This is a genomic window from Pontibacter sp. LHS2, assembly GCF_058932845.1.
The window spans coordinates 577,580-598,220 of the sequence record NZ_JBZYWG010000002.1 but is presented as its reverse complement, the minus strand read 5'-3'; the positions used below and the strand labels follow the sequence as shown (position 1 = coordinate 598,220).

20 protein-coding genes are annotated in these 20,641 nt (G+C 55.5%); 4 read left to right on the top strand and 16 right to left on the bottom strand.

What is annotated here, in order from left to right; genetic code table 11:
- The first annotated feature begins 21 nt into the window (after positions 1–21).
- On the top strand, positions 22–888 hold the full coding sequence (locus tag AC5FX6_RS11320) for a hypothetical protein (protein ID WP_493597164.1): 867 nt from the start codon (positions 22–24) through the stop codon (positions 886–888).
- 749 nt (positions 889–1,637) lie between these two features.
- Here the strand turns inward: AC5FX6_RS11320 and AC5FX6_RS11315 are convergent.
- The 9 genes from AC5FX6_RS11315 to AC5FX6_RS11275 form a co-directional block, all read right to left on the bottom strand.
- Positions 1,638–2,291, bottom strand: a complete 654-nt coding sequence (locus AC5FX6_RS11315; RefSeq protein ID WP_493597163.1) for a response regulator — start codon at positions 2,289–2,291, stop codon at positions 1,638–1,640.
- Between the two features lie 5 nt (positions 2,292–2,296).
- Complete coding sequence (locus AC5FX6_RS11310; RefSeq protein ID WP_493597162.1) at positions 2,297–3,061, bottom strand: sensor histidine kinase; 765 nt, start codon at positions 3,059–3,061, stop codon at positions 2,297–2,299.
- A 12-nt stretch (positions 3,062–3,073) separates the two neighbouring features.
- Positions 3,074–3,739 carry a hypothetical protein gene (locus AC5FX6_RS11305; protein ID WP_493597161.1) on the bottom strand — a complete coding sequence of 222 codons (666 nt, stop codon included), beginning with the start codon at positions 3,737–3,739 and terminating at the stop codon, positions 3,074–3,076.
- Between the two features lie 46 nt (positions 3,740–3,785).
- Positions 3,786–4,223 carry a hypothetical protein gene (locus AC5FX6_RS11300; protein WP_493597160.1) on the bottom strand — a complete coding sequence of 146 codons (438 nt, stop codon included), beginning with the start codon at positions 4,221–4,223 and terminating at the stop codon, positions 3,786–3,788.
- Positions 4,224–4,583: 360 nt separating this feature from the next.
- Positions 4,584–6,578 (bottom strand): conjugal transfer protein MobC, encoded by a 1,995-nt coding sequence (gene mobC, locus AC5FX6_RS11295; RefSeq protein ID WP_493597159.1) that lies wholly within the window; start codon positions 6,576–6,578, stop codon positions 4,584–4,586.
- Positions 6,579–6,589: 11 nt separating this feature from the next.
- Positions 6,590–7,894, bottom strand: a complete 1,305-nt coding sequence (locus AC5FX6_RS11290) for a relaxase/mobilization nuclease domain-containing protein (RefSeq protein WP_493597158.1) — start codon at positions 7,892–7,894, stop codon at positions 6,590–6,592.
- Positions 7,882–8,364 carry a plasmid mobilization protein gene (locus AC5FX6_RS11285; RefSeq protein ID WP_493597157.1) on the bottom strand — a complete coding sequence of 161 codons (483 nt, stop codon included), beginning with the start codon at positions 8,362–8,364 and terminating at the stop codon, positions 7,882–7,884. The genes AC5FX6_RS11290 and AC5FX6_RS11285 overlap by 13 nt, the downstream gene beginning before the upstream one ends.
- A gap of 43 nt (positions 8,365–8,407) precedes the next feature.
- On the bottom strand, positions 8,408–9,301 hold the full coding sequence (locus AC5FX6_RS11280) for a DUF8464 domain-containing protein (protein ID WP_493597156.1): 894 nt from the start codon (positions 9,299–9,301) through the stop codon (positions 8,408–8,410).
- A gap of 111 nt (positions 9,302–9,412) precedes the next feature.
- On the bottom strand, positions 9,413–10,015 hold the full coding sequence (locus tag AC5FX6_RS11275; protein WP_493597155.1) for a LytR/AlgR family response regulator transcription factor: 603 nt from the start codon (positions 10,013–10,015) through the stop codon (positions 9,413–9,415).
- Positions 10,016–10,237: 222 nt separating this feature from the next.
- On the opposite strand from AC5FX6_RS11275, the gene AC5FX6_RS11270 reads away from it, so the two are divergent.
- Complete coding sequence (locus AC5FX6_RS11270) at positions 10,238–11,047, top strand: Crp/Fnr family transcriptional regulator (protein WP_493597154.1); 810 nt, start codon at positions 10,238–10,240, stop codon at positions 11,045–11,047.
- A gap of 274 nt (positions 11,048–11,321) precedes the next feature.
- Positions 11,322–11,627, top strand: a complete 306-nt coding sequence (locus AC5FX6_RS11265) for a hypothetical protein (protein ID WP_493597153.1) — start codon at positions 11,322–11,324, stop codon at positions 11,625–11,627.
- A gap of 78 nt (positions 11,628–11,705) precedes the next feature.
- Here the strand turns inward: AC5FX6_RS11265 and AC5FX6_RS11260 are convergent, their stop codons facing one another.
- The 6 genes from AC5FX6_RS11260 to AC5FX6_RS11235 all read right to left on the bottom strand — a co-directional run bounded on the left by AC5FX6_RS11260 (position 11,706) and on the right by AC5FX6_RS11235 (position 19,095).
- Positions 11,706–13,064 carry a RagB/SusD family nutrient uptake outer membrane protein gene (locus tag AC5FX6_RS11260; protein ID WP_493597152.1) on the bottom strand — a complete coding sequence of 453 codons (1,359 nt, stop codon included), beginning with the start codon at positions 13,062–13,064 and terminating at the stop codon, positions 11,706–11,708.
- 19 nt (positions 13,065–13,083) lie between these two features.
- Positions 13,084–16,281, bottom strand: coding sequence for a SusC/RagA family TonB-linked outer membrane protein (locus AC5FX6_RS11255; protein WP_493597151.1), 3,198 nt, complete (start codon positions 16,279–16,281; stop codon positions 13,084–13,086).
- A gap of 248 nt (positions 16,282–16,529) precedes the next feature.
- Entirely contained in the window at positions 16,530–17,870 is a 1,341-nt protein-coding gene (locus AC5FX6_RS11250; RefSeq protein ID WP_493597150.1) for a TlpA family protein disulfide reductase, read from the bottom strand.
- A 118-nt stretch (positions 17,871–17,988) separates the two neighbouring features.
- The gene (locus AC5FX6_RS11245) at positions 17,989–18,228 is read right to left on the bottom strand and encodes a hypothetical protein (protein ID WP_493597149.1); all 240 of its coding nucleotides are present in this window, start codon (positions 18,226–18,228) and stop codon (positions 17,989–17,991) included.
- A gap of 87 nt (positions 18,229–18,315) precedes the next feature.
- Positions 18,316–18,684, bottom strand: coding sequence for a hypothetical protein (locus AC5FX6_RS11240; RefSeq protein ID WP_493597148.1), 369 nt, complete (start codon positions 18,682–18,684; stop codon positions 18,316–18,318).
- 150 nt (positions 18,685–18,834) lie between these two features.
- Positions 18,835–19,095, bottom strand: coding sequence for a hypothetical protein (locus AC5FX6_RS11235; protein WP_493597147.1), 261 nt, complete (start codon positions 19,093–19,095; stop codon positions 18,835–18,837).
- A gap of 138 nt (positions 19,096–19,233) precedes the next feature.
- On the opposite strand from AC5FX6_RS11235, the gene AC5FX6_RS11230 reads away from it, so the two are divergent.
- Positions 19,234–19,728, top strand: a complete 495-nt coding sequence (locus AC5FX6_RS11230; RefSeq protein WP_493597146.1) for a helix-turn-helix domain-containing protein — start codon at positions 19,234–19,236, stop codon at positions 19,726–19,728.
- 7 nt (positions 19,729–19,735) lie between these two features.
- Here AC5FX6_RS11230 and AC5FX6_RS11225 read toward each other — a convergent pair whose 3' ends face one another.
- Complete coding sequence (locus AC5FX6_RS11225; protein ID WP_493597145.1) at positions 19,736–20,602, bottom strand: hypothetical protein; 867 nt, start codon at positions 20,600–20,602, stop codon at positions 19,736–19,738.
- Positions 20,603–20,641: the final 39 nt, after the last annotated feature.

Sequence of the window (20,641 nt, the reverse complement as noted above, 5' to 3'; positions counted from 1 at the left end):
AGTGCAGTCTCAAAACTTAACATGGAAACTCTGCCAGAGGAAATACAGGAGGTGGTTCATCGAGCTATCCAAAAAGGTATTCCAACGAGTGGTGTTTCTACAGGACATGGCTCATCAAGTATCAAATCATCCTTTCAAACCTCTGTCTTGCCTCCTGCGCCTGCCATTACGCTGTCGACTTTGACAAAACAGGGTGCAAGCATTGCTAAGCAGCCGGGCATTGCTTCAGCACAGTCTTTTTTCTCTAACAATAAGAGTAACCTAAAACAGGCAAGGCAAGAGCTGGACAAGTACAAGGCGCGGTACGGCAAAATAGAGAGCCTGAAGGACATGCCAAAGGGATTCTTCAAGGCAAACCCGCTCAAAGGAAAACCTTGGCCAGAACGCGTGATGGTGGGGACACAGTGGCAGCTGGGCAAACAGGACCGCTACCTTATAGACCTTGGCCCTTACTTCGCCTGGCGGTTCACCGATAGACTCTCCTCCGGAACTGGCTTTCAGTACCGACTTTCAGTAAGCGTGGAGGAGAAGCCTTGGGTGAGCGCCTCGGACAAGGTGCTAGGCTACTTCGCCTTTACGGACGTGGAGGTATTAAAAGGCTTCTTCGCGCGAGTGCACTACGAGAACCTGCAGGCGGATGTGCCTCGTCTGAACACCGCCACCCAGGCAGAGGATACGGAGCGGGAATGGATAAACGGCCTGTCAGTGGGGGTGGGCAAGAGCTACACCTTCTATAAGCGAATCAGGGGCTACGGCGTGATGCAGTATAACCTCATGCACGACCACGGCAAGACACCCTACCTACAGCCTTTTCAGGCAAAGATCGGCTTCTACGTATTGAGCGGCCATCTTCTTAGAAAAAGCAAAGAAAAAGCTGCTGGTAATTAAGCATCACCGTTCAACAAAGGCAATGAAGCATGGTTTCACAATGAATCGCCTTTAAAACAGAGAATCGCTACCTGAGGATCTCTACTCAACTCATGTACACCTTTTTAGTAGACGCTTCGTGGAGCTCGATACAATAGACGTCAGCGCTTTGCTTTTGCCAATTCCAGTCATTTTAATGTCACTCCGGCCAGCTACTGTCCTTTACATTCAGGTACAGGCCCTTCCCATAGTTACTATTTGGCCTGCTCAGAATAGGAATTTTTGATATGTTTTTGAACTGGCACTAGACAATTAGGCTAGGAGCTAACATACAGGTAAACACTCTCCAGCCTATTTTGATAGAGTACCTCCCAAAAGTAACTCCCCCTATTTTGACTAAATTACTTAACAAGTTGATATGGTATAAAGATCAGAGGTTTTTGATGATTTTGTCAGCTGTTTATCTAGCATACGATCTTTCCTGTCATATCTAGAGCCATTGTCAAGTACAGTAGGCTTCGCCTGTTCCCTCAACCGGACTGCATTTCCGTAAAAGCAAGGTTAGATGAGCTCCTGCTGGCCGACCTGCGGTGATCCTCGCAGTTATTCCTATTTTGTTTATGACGGTGTAAAATGTCTGCGGCAAGAAGCGGAAAACAGAAGCCATAGCCCGGGTTATGCTCACCTGCCGTTTAGCACTTGTATAGCAGGACAAACCGGTGCCTCGGGCCATTTTCCAATTGGACTTAGGTATTAGCGACATACCCAAACTAGAGAATTTGCACCAACCCATGACGGATGGCATAGACCGCTAGGGCCGTGCGGGTTTTAACGCCGAAGCGTCTAAAGAATTTCTCACGCTTCGCCTCTACTGCCCTCCCGGTAATATTAAGGGGAGCCTCAAAGGCCTTGTAAGGCAAATCCGTGCAGATAAGCTCCAGGAATGCCAAGTCCTCATTTGTCAGGGCAGGGGCGGCAGGTGAAGGGTTGATCATATCCAACCGCAACACCTCGCTGACGCTCCCGGTGAAATAGCTACCGCTGATTTCCAGGGCGTCCAGTGCCATCCGCATTTCAGCGGCGTCCCCACTTTTGAGGATGTAACCATCCACACCGCATTTAAGCATTTTAAGGATCGCGCCGTGGTCATCCCGCATGGAAAGAGCGAGCAACTTAACGCTGGGATGATGCTCTCGCAGCCAGCGGGCAGTTTCAAAACCGTCCATCTCCGGCATACTGATGTCAAGCAAGGCAATATCGGGAATACGGTCAGGGAAGAGCTTCCGGATGAGATCCTTCCCATTATCAGCTTCCAGGGAAACGCTGTAGCCACTGAAACTATTGATAATCTCTTTGAGACCCTGCCGGAAGAGGCGGTGGTCATCTACTAAGGCAACTTTGGTGCTAGTAAGTGTTGTTTCCATGGGGTTTAAGTTAAGAGTAGATCTATAAAGATAAATGTTCCTGCACCAGGTTCGCTCTCCATCCTGAGCCGGGCCCCTATTAGTTGTGCCCGGTTTCGCATGTTTTTGAGTCCTGTTCCTGTCTCACTGAGGCTGTTTTCAAACCCACGGCCATCGTCCTTTATCTGCAGATGCAGGCTATTGCCGACGTACCGTAACAGAATAGTAATGGAACGGGCTTCGGCATGACGCAGAATATTACTGAGCGCTTCCTGCACAATGCGGAAGAGGAGAAGCTTTTTCTCAGATGGGAGTGGTTGTTTCAATCCTTCCACCCGAAGGTCCACCCGGTGCGTGCCGGCCTGGCGGATAAGTTCTACGTGTGCCTCCAGTAAGTCAGGAAGTTCTTGCTGGTCTATATAGAGGCTGTTATAGCGCCTAGAAAGTGCCCGTACCTCGTCCATGGCAAGGTCCAGGGTCCCCCGACTTTTAAAGAACACCCCAGACGCCTGCGCTGTAGTTTCCACACTCACTCCGAGCTGCAGCCGGGCTAGCAGAAGAAGCTGCCCGATATTATCGTGCAGTTCCTGTGAGAAGTGCAGGAACGTCTGCTCCTGCACCTCCAGCTGTGCTTTCAGGGTTTCCTGCCGGTAATCAGCCGCCAGTCGCAGGATATGCTGCTGATGCTGCAGTTGCTTTTTCTGGTAGGACAGGGAAATCATAACGATGATCAGGCCAAGCGCCAGCATTAGTGCTGTGCCGACAATAATGATAATAGGTGTCTGAGGCATATGAGTATGTGCTTATACGCCAGCCTGTGTTGATGAACAGGCGGAACTACTCTTGCGACCGGATAGTAAGAAGGCGATAAGCGTCATCAAATAAAGCAAAAAACTCAGAAACACGCCGATAAAATAAAATGTATGGGCAGCCTCAAAAGACTCCCCCAGCATTGTATTCATCAGGCCATCGTTAAAGAAACTGCCCAGCGCATGAAAAAGAAGGCCGCTGGCTATCCAGAAAGAAGGTTCCCGCTCCAGCCGATCAACCTTCATGAAATGGAATACCTCCCGGATATAGACTAGGCACCAGACAGCTAAGAGGAGATGTTTCAGGGACAGCGCGTAAGAGTTGAACTCCTCAGTAGCCTGGAACCAATAGGTGATCAGCAGCGTGAGCAATACATAAAGTGGGATGGACCAGGCGATGGCTTTTCGCCAGCCGGTCCCTAAAATCGTGAGTCCCAGTGCGGCGGCAAAAAGGGCATATTGTGCCGGGGCAAGGAGTTGATAAATGTGCAGGTTGCGTACCTGCCGGAACATCAGAAAGGCACTGTAGCCCTCCATCAGAAAGGTCACCAGGAGCGCGCCTCCCAGCAGGTGGAGCGCGGTGGTATGATGACGGAACCGTGCCAGCCAGGCAAGCAGATTCAGCGCCAGCAGGCTGAAGTAAATCCATAAGTCCCACATAGGCAAAAGAGCAGGAGGCAGGCTGTTGCCTGCCTCCCGTTTTTAATTAATCTCCCCAATCCAATAATTCATCCTTCGGGCAGTTCAGGCGAGGCGGGCAGTGACAGCAGTTCTCCACGTAGAGACTTTCCTCGCTTTCCGTGGAAAACGAAGCGACTGCTTCTTCCTCCTGTACGGGTCCCATGAACAGCAAGTGCTCCCCGTTCTCCCGCACGCCATAGTAGACGCGGAAGAAAGTTGCGTCAGGGTGCGCACTCAGCAGTTGCTGCAAAGAGTCTGCAGTGAAGGAAGAGGCACGGATCATGGTATCAGCCAGAGCCGGGGCCTGCGTCTGCAACAACTGCCAGTAACGATCACAGTTCGCTTTGAGCTCGCCAGGCGTGACTTCCTGCGAAAGTTGGACATTATTTTCCGGATTGCCAAAATCACACGGTGGTGTTTCGGTGAGGGACCCTGAAAGGGCACGTGTTAACAGCTTCGGCATAGTTTTACTTAGCTTTTAGTTAGAAATATGTTGTGCCTGAAGTTGTCCGTCCTTACGCCGGAATTCAACCGGGATACCCGGGTTGTTTTATGTAGGATGTGTGTAATTGATTTATTTTCAGATTCTTAGTATTAGGTTGTAGTGAATTTACTGAACTGATTGTCATTTTCCCTATTGGCGAGTGGTGTTATACCCGTCAATGGTCAGGATATGCTACCAACCCAGTTGTGAAAATTCACAGGGTGAGTTGATTGGAAAAGATTGTCAACTTGTTAAAGAAAAGCAGTCTTCCACATTTATAAAGCAGCGGGCGTTGCCTGTGTAAAGGAAGCATGGGGAAGCGTTTATCCGGTACCGCACTCAGCCTACTCTACCTACCAGCAGGTGGGCCAGGGCCGGGTCCTGCAGTATGCGGTCCATTTCATTGTGGAGCAAGTTCTGAATGTCCTGCCGGATCTGCACGTAATTCCGCTGTACCGCCTCTGACGAGAGGGTGCGTACGGCTGGGAGCGGCTTGTAGGCTGCCTGCTCGCGGTGCAAAGCCTTGTGGTCGTTCAGTATCTCTGCGTGAAAGGCCTTCAGTTCAATCCTGCAGTCCGGATCATCCGCTACCAGTCCCACGAACTCCCCGGAACTCAGGTTTGCAATCCTTGAGGCAGGAATAGCCGCCTCCAGTTGCCGGGAGCGGCTGACGGAGGTGTCCCCGCTGTTGACTGAAATGCTTTGGCGGTCCTGCTGGATTCTGCCGAAACGGTCGGAGAGGAGTCGGGCAGTCTCCCCCGAGGCCTGGCCGCAGATGACATTGCCGGCAATGCCGGTGATCACATCCGCCTGTTCGCGCCCGTAGTCCTTCCGCAGCTGGCTGAAATCCTGCAAACCCAAGCAGGTAGCAACTTTGTTGCTGCGGGCCGTGGCCATCAGGCTGTCCATGTTACTCAAGTAGAGGGTGGGAAATTCATCAAAGACGAGGCTGCAGGGCTGTTTCCCTTTCTGATTGACCAGCTTGACCAGGCGCGTGACATACAGGGATAGGACGGCCCCGTAGATCTGGATCTTCTGGGGGTTATTACCCATGCAGATGATCTTGGGCTCCTCCGGGTTGTTGAGGTCCAGCGTGAAGTCGTTGCCGGACAGCACATAATAGAGCTTGGGCGATGAGAGGCGGGCCAGTGCCACCTTGGCGGAGGCAATCTGACCCTCCAGCTGCTCCATCACATCGTGTTGAAAAGCATTGACAAACGGATTGATCAGCACTTCGATTTCCGGCTCCGTGCGGAGTACGGTGAAGAGCCGCTCGTAGTCGGCCTGCATCAGCTCGATGACGTGCGGCAGGGTGCAGAACTCCCCGTCCCGGTACCTGCGGAGGAACCAGATGATTGCCGTGAGAAAGTTAATAGGGGACTCGACGAAGAAATCTCCCTGGCGCCGGATCCACTCCCGGTTCAGGCCGAGTAGTACGGTGCGGGCCGACTCTGCCGCGTCGGTAATGTCGGTCATGGTGCCCGGAGCCAGCGGGTTGCAGCGGTGACTGCGGGAAAGGTCTTCGAAGTTGATTGCGTAAAAGGCGGGGAGTACCCGGTGCTTTTTTCCGTACCGGAGCCAGGCATTATAGGCAATCAGGGAGAGGTCGTCGAACTTGAAGTCATAGACGAACATGGCGAAGCCCTTCTGGATGTGCTGGGTGATCACGTGCCGTATGACAAAGTAGCTTTTGCCGGCGCCGGGTGTGCCCAGCACCAGCAGTCCCCGGAAAGGGTTAATGATGTTGATCCAGCTTTTCCGTAATCTGTTTTTCAGCCTGTAGCGGGCGGGCAGGTTGATGCTGTATTCGTTTTCCAGCAGCCGCTCCTCCTGCGGGAAGGTTTCATTCTCGCGGTTGAAGATGTCCGTATCGTCCAGACGTGTGCGTAGAACGCGGGTGAGCAGCACACCGCCCGACAGCGTGAAGAGGTAGCCGACTGCCAGAAGCAGCATATACCCGATAGCTGCCTGCTGCATTGGTAAGTTCAGGTGTAGGAAGAAATAGCTGCCAAAGTAGAGCAACAGGCCGCTCAGCAAGAAGGCAAATCCGCCTCGATAGCTTACTTTTTCATGTTGCTTACCCTTTGCACCAAGCAGGGACACAAGCAGGAAGCCGAAGGCCAGGCCTTTGGACCTGTGAAAGGTGTCAAACAGCCCGGTCTCCCGGATTGTGCGCAGCAGATGATCTGTAAACGGATGGGTGCATTGCCACTCCTCAAAAACCGAATAGCAGAAATAGTAGACATGCCCCAGTAGCAGGCTGATGCTGATCAGTCGGGTCATGTCGAGGATTTTACGCAGCGCCTGTTCATTTTCGCCTGTCTGTAGCGCCATGATGAAACTGTTTACCTGTGTGAAATGCGTTTTGACTTTTTCTTCTTTTCTTTTCGCTTCAGCTGGTAGGGGACGTATTCCCCTGCTGGTCCTGCCTGGAGCAGCATGGCCGGTAGGCCGTCTTCCCCGATAGCCGGAGGCAATGCCTTGAGCAGTTCGGGGCCATGCTGCAGAGTGGAAGGCAGGGCCGGATCCGAGGACTGTGGGGTATTATCCCGTGCCTGTTGCCGGTCAAGCCGATTCACTGGATCCCTTCCTGCCGTGAACCCCTCCACGTGCGCCAGGACAGCCTGTGCGCTGTAGCGTTTTCCAAGGGCACTGCCATTGAAAACGCAGCACGTCCGGTGGTCTACATAGGTCATTCCGTATACCCGCCCTGTTTCATTCCGGCGGAGCACCAGGTGAATGCCTTCCTTTTCCAGTGTCCGCCGCATCTGTTCCAGTGATTTTTTGGGCTGGCGCAATGCGAATTCCACGCGTTGGCGTACCGCGTTTTTGTGGTCAAGTCGGGCCGATGCGTTCTGCTCAAAGCATTGTTTCAGGTGGGATAATGTAGGCTTACCTACGAAGTCGCTGGCTTTGACGGGCACCCCGATTTTTTTTCCCTTCTCGTCCAGGACCCTGTAGACCAGGCCCCGGTTGCGGTATGTGCGGGAGTCCTCGCCGCCACGGTCTGCCGCTACCCGGTAGAGGCCGAGCACGGCGTTCAGCTCGGGCAGCGAGGTAAAGCGGTAGCGGGGCAGCACGGCAGCCAGGACCTGCTGGATGGCCCTCCTGGTTTCCATGTGCCCATACTGTACAATGCGGGGGGAAACGGGCGCCTGCTGTAAAGCCTGCTTCTGTCTGCCCGACTCGGCCCGGACGAGCCCGAAACGCGCTTCGATTTCTTTTCGCGTGCTTTCCGACTGTCTGCGCCCAACGTTGTGCATGTCGATGCGGCTGCCGTCGGACCGGACCTTCACGGAGACCAGGTGGAGGTGCGGGTGCCCAGCATCCTGGTGCTGGTAAACCAGGAAGGGCTGCTCCCCGAAGCCGATACCTGCCATGTAGGCGCTGGCAATCTCCCGCAGCCGCTCATCGGAGAGTTGTTCGGAAGGCGCGAAATTCAGTGAGATGTGCACGCTGTTGCGTTTGACCTGCTCGTTAAGCGCCGCCTGGTGCAGCAGGCGGCGCAGCCGCTGGTCCCGGGTCAGGTGTTCCGTGTCCTTGGGGTAATTGGCCGCCAGCAGGCAGCGTGCCACTCCTTCCACCACTTTCTGCTCATTGTAGTGGAAGATGCGGCGGATGGAGGAGCCCGTTTTGATCACTGCAACCATTGGTCGGCAATGCTGTTGAGTTTCTGCTTGATGGCCGTCACCTGGCGTAGAAGCTCTTCGCGGTCTGCATCCCAGGTGAGCAACCACCCCCGGAACTCGGGAAGCTGGTGGAGGCTGTGCAGTTTTTTCACTGCCTGGTTGAAGTTACCCCCCAGGCGGCTAAGCTCTGCCCGGAGCCGGATCATTTCTGTCATGAACTCGTCGAGGGACTGGTTGCGGTAGCGGAGGGTGATTGGCTTGTTGAGCAGCCGGCGCCGGGCGTACTGGCTCATCTTTCGGCAGGTCGTTTGCCGGAACTGCCGGTCGAGGTGCTCGTATTCAGCGGGGGTAAGCCGCAGGTGCAGCCACCGGGTGCGCTTGTCTTCCTGTTCTGTCATCCGTTGAGTGTTATAGTTTGTCAATCCTAAGAAAGCAATAGCCCACGACTCCGGAGCCTGGGCGTTTACCGCGGTTGTGATACAACCGGACATCTTGCCGATTGCGGCAAGGCAGGCAATCCAGCCTGTTGGCGGCCTAGGGAGAAAGTCCTTTCCGTTTTCCACGGCGTTGCACAAGCCATTCGTTTAGGTCCTTGCAGGGAGCAAAACGCCCGCTTTCATCCCGGTAACGGGAGGAGTGGGAAAGTGCTTGCTGGGTGCAGCGGCTGCCAGCGGCATCCCGGTCCAACCAGAGACGGATGGTCTCGTGTTGCTCAAGGAAAGGACGGGCCCGTTCAAAGAAGGCGAGGGAGTTCAGGATGACGAAGCTAACGGGGGCTGCAAGCTTATCCGTGTAGTGCTGCCGGAAGGAAAGAAAGTCCATAAACCCCTCCAGGACGATGACCTCGCGGGCTGCTTGGTCCCGTGTCGTCATGGTTTTGGGGGAGCTGGAGGCTTTAAAGCTAGGTGTGCGCAGTTCATAGCCTCCCGCATCATTCGGGAAGCCGATGGCCTGGTATTCCCGGTCATGCAGGCGAAAGTGCACCTCCTGGCAGTACTGGCGGGCCAGTGACAGGGAAATCCCCCTGCTCATTACGTAGCGGCAAAGCAAAGGGGCCTGTAGCGGACCTGTTGACAGAATTTGGATTTTCCCTTCCGTGGCTTCCTGCTGTACCTGCTGTTGAAAATACAGGTCCGTTGCCTGTTTGGCAGCGGTGGCATCCGGTAGTTTTTGCAGAAATTCCCTAACACTGCAGCCGTGGTAGAGAATCCCGAAATCCACCAAGGTGCCCCCACATCCCAAACCATGGTCATACCAGCGGTTGAGCCGGCGGTTCACTTTAAAGGAGGGACGGCGCTCCTCCCGCAGGGGGGACCGGTACCAGTAGTCCGGTGGGCGAACCCTGGCAGGGCGGTGCCCCAGGCTACCGAGGTAGTCCACCAGGTCGATCGTATTCGCCTGGCGGCAGGAAAGAAAGTGCTCTTGCATGGCTTACAGTGCTTGCTCTCCGGGTAAGTTAGCAATGCACCGGGGCATTGTCCCTTCCTCCACCAATTTGAAGGGGGAAGGAACAAGGTGCCAAGCCGGTTACCTGATGGATTAGCCAGCCATCCACCTGCGAAAAGCCGGCGCTTTGCCCTGGCTGACGGTAACCGGCTCGGAAAGTGGGGGGTGCAGGGTCAGGAGCAGTTTCCCGTAAGAGGCGGACTTATAACTGATGCAGGCTTTGCGTTGCAGGATCAGGCGCCGGTTTACTTGGAAAAATAGGTCTCCATTAAGCTGTTCCATCACCTCACGAAGGGATTGGGGCAGCAGGTACTCCGCCTTGTCAAAAGTGCGGAGCAGCGTGTGCCGTCCCACCCTATAAATACAGCATACCTGCTCTACAGGAACAGACAGGCACCTGTCCGCGGAATGCACCAGTAGGTAGCGGCACCCTGGTGCAGGGAGCGGTGTGGTAGCGACCGTGGACGATGCCTGGGAAGCCAGTGCCGAGGTAGTCCAGGTGAGCAGGCCGCCGGTCAGAAGCGACAGCAACAGGGCCGTGAGAGGGAAGGTATCCTCCCATCGTGTAAAGCACAGGGTGAGCAGCAGGTGACACGCCATCGTGGTCAGTAGTGCGCGCCACCAGACCGGTGGCAAGAGAGTGGAGCGGCGTAGGAAAGAGGTCAGCCAGGGGCGATGTGTAGAGGTGTTCTTCATAGCAGTGAACATTTTAGGGTGATATGGGAGCGGCCAAAGAGTAGCCGGAGAAAGTCCTCCAAACAGATTGGAGATACATACCCCAGGCACTGTAAAAAAGATTTGGAGGGTGGGCCGCCGTTACACTCCGCTATATTAAAATATGTTAATATGGGCATAGTACAGCCCTGTTTATAGGTGGAAACTGCTATTTCAACCCCTTTACGCTGTGTTATAACAGGTGTGGCTTGTGTTAAATCCTATACTTGCGCCTGGGATTTTTCCGTATGGGCACACTGGTTTTCCTGTACCCGCTATTGTATTTCCCGGCAAACAGGTCCTTCCAAGGTACTAGGATGCCTTCTGAAGCGCTCTCTAGGTTTGCGTGTCATTCTTTCCCTCTTCAGCCTGTTTGTACGCATGCTTGGTTTTCCTGAATTTATCAGGGAACTCAACTATCCATTTACCAACAAGCACATGAAAACAAGCGAACTTTTTAAGACCCTCGATTCCTACTACCCGTTGGGACAGGATTTCCGTGAGGCCCTGACAGCGGTCATTTCCCAGCAGCGCCTGCCCCGAGGACACCTGCTGCTGCGGCCAGGGCGGACACCCACGCACGCCTGGTACATCTGCAGCGGCGCGGCACGCGGGCTGACCTACGACGAAGTGCGGGAGGAGGAGGTCAGCATGTGGTTCTGGCTGGAGGGGGAGGTAATGGTGGCCCTTGACAGCTTCTGCCGACAGGTGCCCTCCAGTTTCAGCATTGAGCTACTGGCAGACAGCGAGCTGTTTGCCGTCTCTTACCGGTCGCTGGACCAACTCTCCTCCCAGGTTCCGGGGTACCGCCTGTTGGAGCGGCACATTGTGGAGGCCTCCCTACTACGCATCTACCGGCACTATTACGAGCGAAGCAGCCTGCCGGCAAAGGCCCGTTACGAGAAGCTGATGGTGGAACGGCCCCAGCTTTTCCAGGTGGCACCCGTGAAAGCCATTGCCTCCTTTCTGGGTATGTTCCCGGACACGCTGAGCAAGCTACGGGCGGGAACATGAACCGGGGCGTTACGGAATACTTCATTTTAAGTTGTTGATAATTAGGCTGATTTCCTGTTTTAGAACAGAAAAGGCTACCCAGGACCCACCTACCTTTATGCCATACCATCAGAAAGGAGGAGCACGAAGCAATTTTCATGAAACGGATGCTGCCCGCCGCCAGGCGCTGGGCAGTGCAGGGGAGGCCAAAAACCTGAGAAAAGAGTAGGCACTGTATGATGTAACAAACTAAAGTTTTTCGCTTGCTTTTTGATTTATAAAAGCATCCTGTACGATGAAAAAATATATGTTAAGTTTAGTGGCGCTGGTGGTGGCCGCGGCCGCCATGGCCTTTACGAATGTGTCTACGCCGGCAGAGGTGACTGAAAAGGGATCTGCCGTGCATTACCAGTTCAATGGCACGGACATGAACGAGGTGTACAACCTGAACCGTTGGTCTGAGGTGACAGGAAGCGGGCCATCCTGCGGTGGCGGGGACCTGCCCTGCGTGGTAACGATCGACAGCGGTACGCTGGAAGACTGGCTGGATGAGCGCAGTCAGGCTAAAATCCTGGAAGACGCCAGCTCCCGCAAACCATAATTCCGGTCAGTATAGGTAAAAAACCCTGTACTGCGCTAACCTAGCGCAGTACAGGGTTTTTTTGTGGCGGGTGCTGGGTTAGCGGGGATTCTGGGGCATGCCCGACAGCTCGATCACATCCTCAGGAATGGGCAGGGCAAAGCGTGGGTCCCGGGCGGGAAGCTGAAAAGCCTGGGAGCCGAGTGATCGGTGCAGCGTGATACCGGCCCCTTCCGCGTTGAAGCGCTTGATGTCCATCCAGCGCAGGCCCCGCATCAGCAGTTCTTTGCGTCGCTCATCGAGTACCAGCTCCAGCGCCTGGCCGGGACTCTCGGCAACCAGTGGCTCAAAGGTGCCCGACTTCCAGCGTGCGGTGAGCAAGCGGTTGAGATCCGCCAGGGCGTCTTCCGTTTTCCCCAGGCGGGCCCGTGCCTCTGCCCGCATCAGGAGCACCTCGCCAGTGGCGATTCCCGAGAACAGGTTGTTGTTTCCCTCGAAACTCCCCCTGAAGCCATACGTGCCGGGCCCGTTGGATCGGAAGAAGACCGTCCTGCGCAGGTCATCCGCCGCATAGGATTCGTAGAGTTCTGGCGCAATCTTGCCCCTGCTAGCAGCCAGGGGGGAGGGAATGTTGATGATGCTGCGGTAGAGAATTTCACGGTTGGAGTCAGGGATGGGGAAGGCGGCGTTTGGGTTCAGCTCGTTGAAATCCAGTAATGTGCTGAACAGCTGCAGGGAAGAGTCCGCGTAGGCTTCCACCAGGTCATACTGTCTCATGGAAAGATGAGCCCGTGCCAGCAGGCCAAAAGCAGCAGCGCGGGAAGCACGGATCGGGTGGGGAGAGATGGCCGGCAGCAGCCCGGTGGCCTGTCGCAGGTCAGCGAGTAGGTGGTGGTAGGTTTCCTGGAGAGAGGGGCGGGTAGACTTCGTTTCAAAGTCCGTGCTGAGGCGGAGCGGTACGCCCAGGGTCGTGCCCGCTGTCGCCTCTTCGTAGGCGGGGGACCAAATAATGGCTGCCTGGAGGATGGATTTGGCCCGGATGAAGAGTGCCTGCCCTTTCAGGTTATCATAAGCAGTGGCGTTGCCAGGCGTCCGCTCGATGCGGGGGAGTGTCTCCAGCACGGTGTTGGCGATGTAGACAGGGCGGTAGGCGTACAGCCAGTCGTTAGAGCCGTCGGGAAACAGGTGGTCCCGCTCCCAGACATGCATGCGGCGGAATGGCTCGTTGAGCCCGGCCCAGTCCTGCTCGGTCAGGTAGTAGTTGTCGGCACTCACCTCACCGGCGCCAGGGTCGCTGTCATTGATGATGTTGGAGCGGTCGATTAAGGCCTGCAGGTCGGCCAGCGTGGATGGTACCACCTGCTGCCTGTTGGGTTTCTCGTCCAGGAAGTCCTGGCAACCTGCTGACAGGCAGATCGATACCAGGGCGAAACATAAGGTAATTAGTCTATTTTTCATCTGTTTAATAGTTTTAGGGTTAAAAGGACGCTTTGAGACCAAGCGTATAGTTGGCAGGGGGCGGCGGCATACTACCCCCCGGTTGAAAGTCAGGATCTATTCCCCTCTTGTTGGCGGTCCACAGCAGGCGCAGGTTGCTGGCGCTGGCATAGGCCTGGATGCTGCCAAAGGGCAGCTGCCGCCAGCGATCTTTCGTGAGCGTATAGCTGGCCGTCACGTACTGAAGCCGCACATGGTCTCCGCGCTCGACAAGCACCTCTGATCCCGCGTAGAATGTGTCGCGGCGCGAAACAGCGGGGTAGGGCTGGGAAGGGACCTGGGTGAGGTTTTCGTCACCGGGCTGCTGCCAGCGCCGGGCGTAGTCGCGGTGGCCGATGCCGTTGGCGTAGAGCGCACTGTAGTTGATCGACTCGCTGCGGAAGAAATAGCCCAGCTTGTAACTGATGCGCGCCGTAAGCGAGAAGTTCCCGTACGAAAAGGTGTTGCCCAGGGACCCGAACACGGTGGGCAGGGCCGAACCGTGAAAGCGGAGGTCCGTCACCTGGGTGCTCGGCCCTGTCAGCAGCAGGTAGTCTTTGCTCGGCTCCCCGTCAGCGAAGCCCATGGGGTCACCGGTTTGCGGGTCCAGCCCGGCCCAGCGATACGAGTAGATCGCATACACCGGCCGGCCTACCAGCGCGGAGATGTTTGGCACAGACGTCACAAAGCTACTGCCGTTGAGGCTGCTCAGGTAGTATTCGGTTACCTCGTCCTTAGCCTGGCTCAGGTTGAGGTGAGACATCCAGCGGAATTTCCCTGCCTGCAGGTTGATGCTGTTCAGTTCAAGGTCGAATCCTCGCCCTTTCATGCTGGCGGCGTTTTTGACCACCGTGGAGCCGATGCCGGCCGTGTAATCCACCAGAGCCCTCCCCAGCAGATCGGTTCCCTTCTTGCGGAAGAAGTCCAGGCTACCGGTCACGCGGTCGTTTAGGAAGCCAAAATCCACGGCCAGGTTCAGCATGCGGCTCTTCTCCCAGCGCAGATTGGGATTGGCGTAATTATCAAAGACGGCAGTGGGGGACTGAATGTATGCGGAGGGCGCCGAGTAAAGCATGGTGGAGACGGCGGTACGGCTGAGGTCGATGTTGCCGCTGTAGCCATAGGTGGCGCGCAGGCGGAGGGTGGGCAGGAAGGACAGTCCGTAAAAGGGCTCCTCCGACAGGCTCCAGGCCGCACCGGCCGACCAGAGCGGGTTCCAGCGGTCGTTGGCCTCGACCCCGAAGGCGTTGGAGGCATCCTGCCGGGCGCTGGCCGAGAGGGTATAGCGGCGCTTGAAAGTGTAGGCGGCATTGCCGAAGAGAGAGACAAAGCGCTGCAGGTGCTCGCTGCGGCTCTGGCCGTTGGCGACGAGGGCCGAACTGCCGGTGACAAAGGTCGGGTGGCGGTTGACATAATCCACTTGCCCGAAGGTCAGGTTCTCCTGGTTGTAGCCGTAAAAGCGATTGGCGCTGCCGGCCGTGCGTGCCTGCCGCATTTCCCCGCCGGCAAGTGCGGCCACTTCGTGGTCGCCCCAGGCACGGTCCAGTTTCAGTTGCGCCCGCCCGTTGTGGGCCTCCAGCAGGCTACTGCGCTGGTGCAGCATACCGCCGGGCGGGATGGCGTAAACCGGCGCTCCCGTCACCGGGTCCAGCTGGGTGTAAAGGTTGACCAGGTGACGGGCGGCATAGCTTTCAGCATCCTGCAGGTGCTCGGTGTCCATAAGCTGGCGCTGGTACTGGTAGCGCAGGGAAGCCTCCAGCCCGAAAGGGAGACGGTAGGCAAGGCCGGTGCTGGCCAGCAGGTCCAGCAGGTCGGTCCTGCTGCGGTCCTGCTCGTGGAAGCGCAACGGGTAGAAATTCCAGTCGAGCAGTTTTCCATCCCCTGCGGTCGCTTTCCAGGCCTGGCTGTGATCGCGCGGCATGGGCAGCGGGTTGCCCGCGTCATCGGCGAAGCGCTGGTAAGGGTACATGCGGGCCCCGCTGAAGCGCTGGTCCCCATAGCCCAGGCGACCGCTGCCGCGCGCACTCTGGGTCAGGTACAGCCCGGTGCTGAGCTCCAGCCGATCTGAGATTTGGAAGGTATTGCCAGCGTTCAGGTTCAGGCGGCGGTAGCCGGCCCCCAACTGGTCCAGGTTGCGGTCATGGCCCACTGAGAGGTGCCAGGCGTGCCTGGCGGCACCCCCGCGCAGGGAGAGACTGTACTGCTGGTTGATGGCGCGCTGGTACATATGGCGGTTGAACTCGTCCCGAATGTCCAGCTGCCGGAGTCCCCGGAGCGCCGTCTCGGCCTCGTCTGCCGTGATGGTGCCCGCCTGGCGACGGCGCAGGAGTTCTACCACAGGGGAGAGGGCGGGCCTACTTGCGGAGTTGATGCTGCTGTTGTAATAGCCCCTGTCAAAGAGCAACTGCTCTACATCCAGGTAGTCGGCGGTGGCCATCAGGGGCAGGTAGTCGAGGTCGGGTTTGTCCCCTATGGTCAGGTTGCCGTTGAATTCCACGCGAAGCGGCTGTGCGAAGCGGCCCTTTTTGGTGGTGATAACGATCACGCCGTTCCCGGCCCGCGCCCCCCAGATGGAAGCGGCTGCCGCGTCTTTGAGGACGCTCACGGATTCGACGTCATTGGGATTGATATTGTCGAGATCCCCCTCGTAGGGGAAATTGTCCACGACAATCAGCGGCGCCTTCGGTCCCTGGATGCTGCTTAGGCCGCGTATCATAAGATGGCCGCTCCCTAGCGTGCCGCGGTTCACGGTCAGGCCGTTGGCCACAGCCTCTAGGCGGCTGATGACGTCGGGCGTCACCTGCTCGTTGAAGCGCTCATGGCTCACCTGGGCAAAGGAGCCGGTGGCCCTTTCGCGGGGGATCTGCTGGTAGCCGGTGCTCACGACCACTTCCTGCAGCTTGTTCTCGCTTTCCTTCAGGGCAATGGCCAGGGGTTCAGTGGGCGGTGCTGCCAGTTCGATCTCGGTGGGTTGGAAGCCCAGGAAGCTGACCACCAGCACGCTGCCCTCCGGCACGCGGGGAAGCGTGAAGTGACCCTCGGCATCGGTGGTGACACCGGTGCTGGTGCCCTTGACGGCCACGCTGGCCCCGGGCAGGGGCGTCTTGTCTTTGGCGGAAGTGACCTTTCCGCGGACCTGTTGCGCCATGCCCGTGAAGGAGCAGAGCAGCAGGCATAGCATAAGTACGGTTCTTTTCATTTTGATTATTGCTTAAAGAGGTTAAAAAACGTTTGTATCGCCCTGTCGGAATAGGACCGGCAGGGCGGGAAATTTAAAAAGCGGAGGCGGAGGCGACCGGCAGAGGCGGCGGGGCAAACAGCCGCACTCCGGGAGGCACCCCTGGACTAAACCTTAAACTATTCTATCCCAGTCCATCACCTCGGGTACCTGCCACCCGAACAGCCTAAACAGGCCCGGTCGCCCCTGCCTCCGCTACCAATGGAGTTCTAAGGCGCCTCGCGCAGCACAAACAGGGGCACTTTGCGGCGCGCCGGCCGGAGGTCCAACCCATAGGCCCGCAGCTGCCTGCGCAGCGCGGGCAGGTCGGATAGGGGACCATTCAGGGTAATGTCCACCGGCCCGCTGTAGCCCGTGTCGTCCACCACCAGCAGGGGCAGGGTGTTGTTGCTGTTGAGGCGGGCCACTAGCACGCGGAGCGGCATGTTCTGCAGGGCCGGGGTGTGGCGGCTGAAGAGCCTGTTGGCCGGCTCACCGCCTTTGCTTTGGAGCCTATCTTTCCGGCCCCTGCTCACCAGCCGCAGGCATTCTGTTTCCCGTTCCTCCAGGCCGGCCACGTAGCCCGCGTGGCGGTTGAGGTCCTGCAGCAGCACGCGGTAGGGGTACTCCGTACTACCCGGGGGCAGCAGCAGGTCATAGGCGTAGGCATGGCGGGACTTCCACTCAACTGCGGACAGCGCTGACTTTTCAGGGAAGAGGCGGGCGGAGTCGCTTATTTCCAGCATCAGCCCTTTGCTGCCCAGTTCCGGGTAGAGCTGGCGTTTGGCCGAGGCATACAGCTCCAGCAGCGACATGTTGGCGAAGACCAGGCCCCGCTGACCGCTCTCGTTATGGCGCTCCTGCATCCGGGCAGGGCCGTCATCGACGGTGCCCTGCAGCAAGGTGGCGTAGTAGTGGGGGGCAGGCGAAGGAAGCGAGGCGCTTGCCAGCAGGGGGCTATTCAGGTCGAGGTCCGGGCGCAGGGAGGGCGGCACGATTCCTTCGTGGATGGCCCTGCGGATGGTATGGGCCGTGACCTGCTCCGCGCGGGTAATGGCCCGCACGGTGCCTTCAGGGTCCACCCACACAAAATGCGGGATGGGCTGGTGGGGGAAGAGCCGGACGAGGCTGGTGTCCTCCACCACGGAGGGCAGTCGGTAGCGGGCGCCGCCCGGTTTGCGGGACTGGTCGAAGAATCCTTCTACGCTGGCCCTGCTGTCGCGAGCGGCGGTGTAGCTGACCAGCAGCACTTGCAGCCGGTCCGGGTGTGCCGCCTGCAGGGAATCGAGCAGGGGGAGCGGTGCCCGGGAAGCGCTGCACCAGGTAGCCCAGAAGTCAAGCAGCAGCCACTTGCCCCGGAAATCGGCCAGCGTGGCAGTGGGGGCCGGGTGGTTGACGAGTAGCAGTGGCAGGTGCCGCGGCACCTGCTGTCCCGGTGTCAGGCCTTCGGCAAGCGGGGCCTGCGCCCGGCAGACGCTGGGCAGGAAGCCCGGCAATAGCTGGAGCAGGAGCGCCAGCAGCAGGAAAAGAATAGGCAAGAGGGGGCCCGGAAGCCATTTTTTTAGAAACATGGACTTAAGAAATAAAGGTAAAAACAGGATAAGGGCGGCCTACCTATGGGGAGGCCACTGTGGACTCAGGCCGGTTCAGCCTGGTAGGCCTGGTGTAGCCCGGTCGGCGGTGCCGCGCTCAGCCCGGGCTGACCGGTAGCTCGTAAAGCACGGTGATCAACTGTTCCAGGTGCCCGTAGAGGGCCAACTGGCGGTCAACTTCCTCGCCCGGTGACTGGGAGGTGAGCTGCAGCAGGCGCGGTTGCAGGCACTGCCACAAGGCGTGCTGCGTCTCCTCTTGGGTGTAGGTCTGGCAGAAAGCCTCTAGGGCCTTTTCCGGCGTCTTGCCGTCCAGTAAAGTGGTAGATGGTACGGTCATGGATTTATCGGTTTTATGTGAAGTATTTGCTTTAAGGGCAAGAGAGCAGCCCGGTGACCAGGCTGCCGCCTGTTTTGGTGGGAAGGGCTACTCCGGTGGGCAGATCAGCAGGATCCAGTTGGCTGACACGTTGGCGTGCAGCGCCTCCAGGGCCCCGGACAGGGAGACCTGCTCAGAAGGGACCGGTGCCTTGTTTAGGAACGGCGCACCCGGTTCGGTTTGGCCGGGCAGGTCATGCAGCTGATATACAGCCGAAACAAGCGTTTTAAGATCTTCATAGAAAGTGATTAATTCAGTGTTGCGCCGACAGGAGACAGTGCGGCTGTCCTGGAGGGCGAGGCTAAACCATTGCCGGAGCCGCTGTTGGGCCTCGGCCTGCGGGTAGCGGCCGCAGAAGTCGAGCAGGGCCTGGTCCGGCTCGGATAGTTTGAATTCAGGTAAGGTGTAGGGCATCATAGTATTCAGGGGTAATGCGTAAAAATTGAGAGAATAAGGTTCCTGCCAGCTTCTGAATGAAGCCGGACATGCCGGGAAGGGGAAAGGGGACGGCTGCCCGCACAAGACTCTACAGCCTGTGTCAGCGGACAGCGACGGGGAGGAATCAGCTCACTCTGGCGGTGAGATCAGGAGCACCCAGTCACGGATGCCAGGTATGGTATAGGGAGAAGCCACGGTAACGGGCTTCATGTTTGGCAAAACAGAAAAGGCAGGGTGAAACAGGTGCCAGGCCAGCAAAGGCAGGCGCAGCAGCAGGGAAAAGTAAAGCGCGGGACTCCCGTGGACATTACTAAGGCTTGAGAACCTGCCGGTCCATGCCAAAGGAGTGCCCGCACTTACTGCTTTTAGATATGGTAAACCTGTTGTCATCGTCTCTTACACTAAGGTTCTCAAGCTTAGTAGGAGAGACATTAATGAGATGTATCAGCTTAGTACAAATATAATGAATTTATATTTTATCTACAAATTTGACGATAAACTTTATTGGCTATAAAACTTTCTTTCGGAGTGAAAAGAAAGTACATAGATTATGAAGTTGCATTCGGCAAGAATGTAAAGAGGCTAAGAAAAGAGAAAGGTTTAACTCAGCTTGAACTTGCCTCAATTGCTGAGATACTGCCTAATCAGGTATATCGTGTTGAAAATGCTAAACATGGTGCTACTCTATCTACTATAATAGCTGTGGCGGTTGCACTCGGTAAAACACCTGAAGAGCTTCATAAGGATGTTAAGTGTAAGCTAGATTTGAATACAAATTTTATTCCTACCTCAACAAAACCTAGAAAGAATGCTGAATTTGTCGATAAGTTATTAAAAACTGGTTTTTTGGATACCCATAGGGAAGTGAAGGAAATTATCAAGCAGATTGAAAAATTATATGAAGTGAATTTAGCAAGTTCTGCAGTTTCTGGTGTTTTAAGAAAACTTATGAATGATGGAGTCTTAGAACGTGTTCCTTCTTCAAGGAACAGCTACAAATACAGAAAGTATAGCTTGAGTTAACTAGATGTTAGTATGAAGAGATTTTCTCTTTACAAATCACTTTAGTAACATCTTGGAGTTGATTCACATACTTTATCAGATCACTTAATTGCTGTCCAGTGATAGGGAAATCCATTTTATATTTTGCACCTATGTAGGCTTGTTTTAATAAATTAAACAAGTCAGCCGTATAGCGATCTTTAGGATCTACTGGAAATACACTGTCTAAGGTGATAGAAATACCTTTGACATGATTCCTGTAAGTATCAAGATTATGAGTCTTAGGTTTGTAGTTAGTACATACCAGAAGGACAGTTGAGTAAAAACCTTCAACAGCCTGAAACAATTGATAAGCTGCCATGTTTAACCTTCCACCAGTCGCTACTGCTTTTTTATATGAATTTGTTGCTATCTCTAAAAATTCAGAAGATAAATCAAACCAGTAATTGAAGTATTCTTCGGCTATTTCCTTTTTCTCTAAATTAGATAATTCTATAGGTTCTGCAAATACCCCTTCTCCAGAATCATACAGTAGAATTCCTGTTTTTAGAATATCAGAGAAAAAATATTGGCCTTTTTCTAAACCTGTATTTATATATTTTAAACTGTGCACTAAAACATTAATGGGCGCTTTCGTTGCGCACCTATTTCTAACTCTATCATAGATGCCAGTAATTTCTTCATTTTTATCATTGATTACCACCAGTATATCATAGTCACTATTAAACTCATACAGTGTAGAGTTCTTATGATACTGCCCTTGTTGCCAGTTTCCTTTAGCATAACTACCAAATAGAATAACTTTAGAAGGTCTGAACTCTTTGATCACTTCTAGTATAGTTTCTATTTCCTTTTGTTTGTTTTGTGGCAGGTAATCTAAGCTTGTTTTCATCATTCATAACATAGGGTGGTATAAATTTACAAATAATGCTTG

What these genes read in the sequence shown, in the direction of transcription:
- AC5FX6_RS11235 (WP_493597147.1), bottom strand. Translation starts at nt 19,095, where the DNA reads ATGACAACAGGTTTACCATATCTAAAAGCAGTAAGTGCGGGCACTCCT.
- AC5FX6_RS11315 (WP_493597163.1), bottom strand. Translation starts at nt 2,291, where the DNA reads ATGGAAACAACACTTACTAGCACCAAAGTTGCCTTAGTAGATGACCAC.
- AC5FX6_RS11305 (WP_493597161.1), bottom strand. Translation starts at nt 3,739, where the DNA reads ATGTGGGACTTATGGATTTACTTCAGCCTGCTGGCGCTGAATCTGCTT.
- AC5FX6_RS11285 (WP_493597157.1), bottom strand. Translation starts at nt 8,364, where the DNA reads ATGTCCGGTTGTATCACAACCGCGGTAAACGCCCAGGCTCCGGAGTCG.
- mobC (WP_493597159.1), bottom strand. Translation starts at nt 6,578, where the DNA reads ATGGCGCTACAGACAGGCGAAAATGAACAGGCGCTGCGTAAAATCCTC.
- AC5FX6_RS11300 (WP_493597160.1), bottom strand. Translation starts at nt 4,223, where the DNA reads ATGCCGAAGCTGTTAACACGTGCCCTTTCAGGGTCCCTCACCGAAACA.
- AC5FX6_RS11320 (WP_493597164.1), top strand. Translation starts at nt 22, where the DNA reads ATGGAAACTCTGCCAGAGGAAATACAGGAGGTGGTTCATCGAGCTATC.
- AC5FX6_RS11310 (WP_493597162.1), bottom strand. Translation starts at nt 3,061, where the DNA reads ATGCCTCAGACACCTATTATCATTATTGTCGGCACAGCACTAATGCTG.
- AC5FX6_RS11255 (WP_493597151.1), bottom strand. Translation starts at nt 16,281, where the DNA reads ATGAAAAGAACCGTACTTATGCTATGCCTGCTGCTCTGCTCCTTCACG.
- AC5FX6_RS11240 (WP_493597148.1), bottom strand. Translation starts at nt 18,684, where the DNA reads ATGATGCCCTACACCTTACCTGAATTCAAACTATCCGAGCCGGACCAG.
- AC5FX6_RS11250 (WP_493597150.1), bottom strand. Translation starts at nt 17,870, where the DNA reads ATGTTTCTAAAAAAATGGCTTCCGGGCCCCCTCTTGCCTATTCTTTTC.
- AC5FX6_RS11275 (WP_493597155.1), bottom strand. Translation starts at nt 10,015, where the DNA reads ATGAAGAACACCTCTACACATCGCCCCTGGCTGACCTCTTTCCTACGC.
- AC5FX6_RS11260 (WP_493597152.1), bottom strand. Translation starts at nt 13,064, where the DNA reads ATGAAAAATAGACTAATTACCTTATGTTTCGCCCTGGTATCGATCTGC.
- AC5FX6_RS11265 (WP_493597153.1), top strand. Translation starts at nt 11,322, where the DNA reads ATGAAAAAATATATGTTAAGTTTAGTGGCGCTGGTGGTGGCCGCGGCC.
- AC5FX6_RS11280 (WP_493597156.1), bottom strand. Translation starts at nt 9,301, where the DNA reads ATGCAAGAGCACTTTCTTTCCTGCCGCCAGGCGAATACGATCGACCTG.
- AC5FX6_RS11245 (WP_493597149.1), bottom strand. Translation starts at nt 18,228, where the DNA reads ATGACCGTACCATCTACCACTTTACTGGACGGCAAGACGCCGGAAAAG.
- AC5FX6_RS11290 (WP_493597158.1), bottom strand. Translation starts at nt 7,894, where the DNA reads ATGGTTGCAGTGATCAAAACGGGCTCCTCCATCCGCCGCATCTTCCAC.
- AC5FX6_RS11225 (WP_493597145.1), bottom strand. Translation starts at nt 20,602, where the DNA reads ATGATGAAAACAAGCTTAGATTACCTGCCACAAAACAAACAAAAGGAA.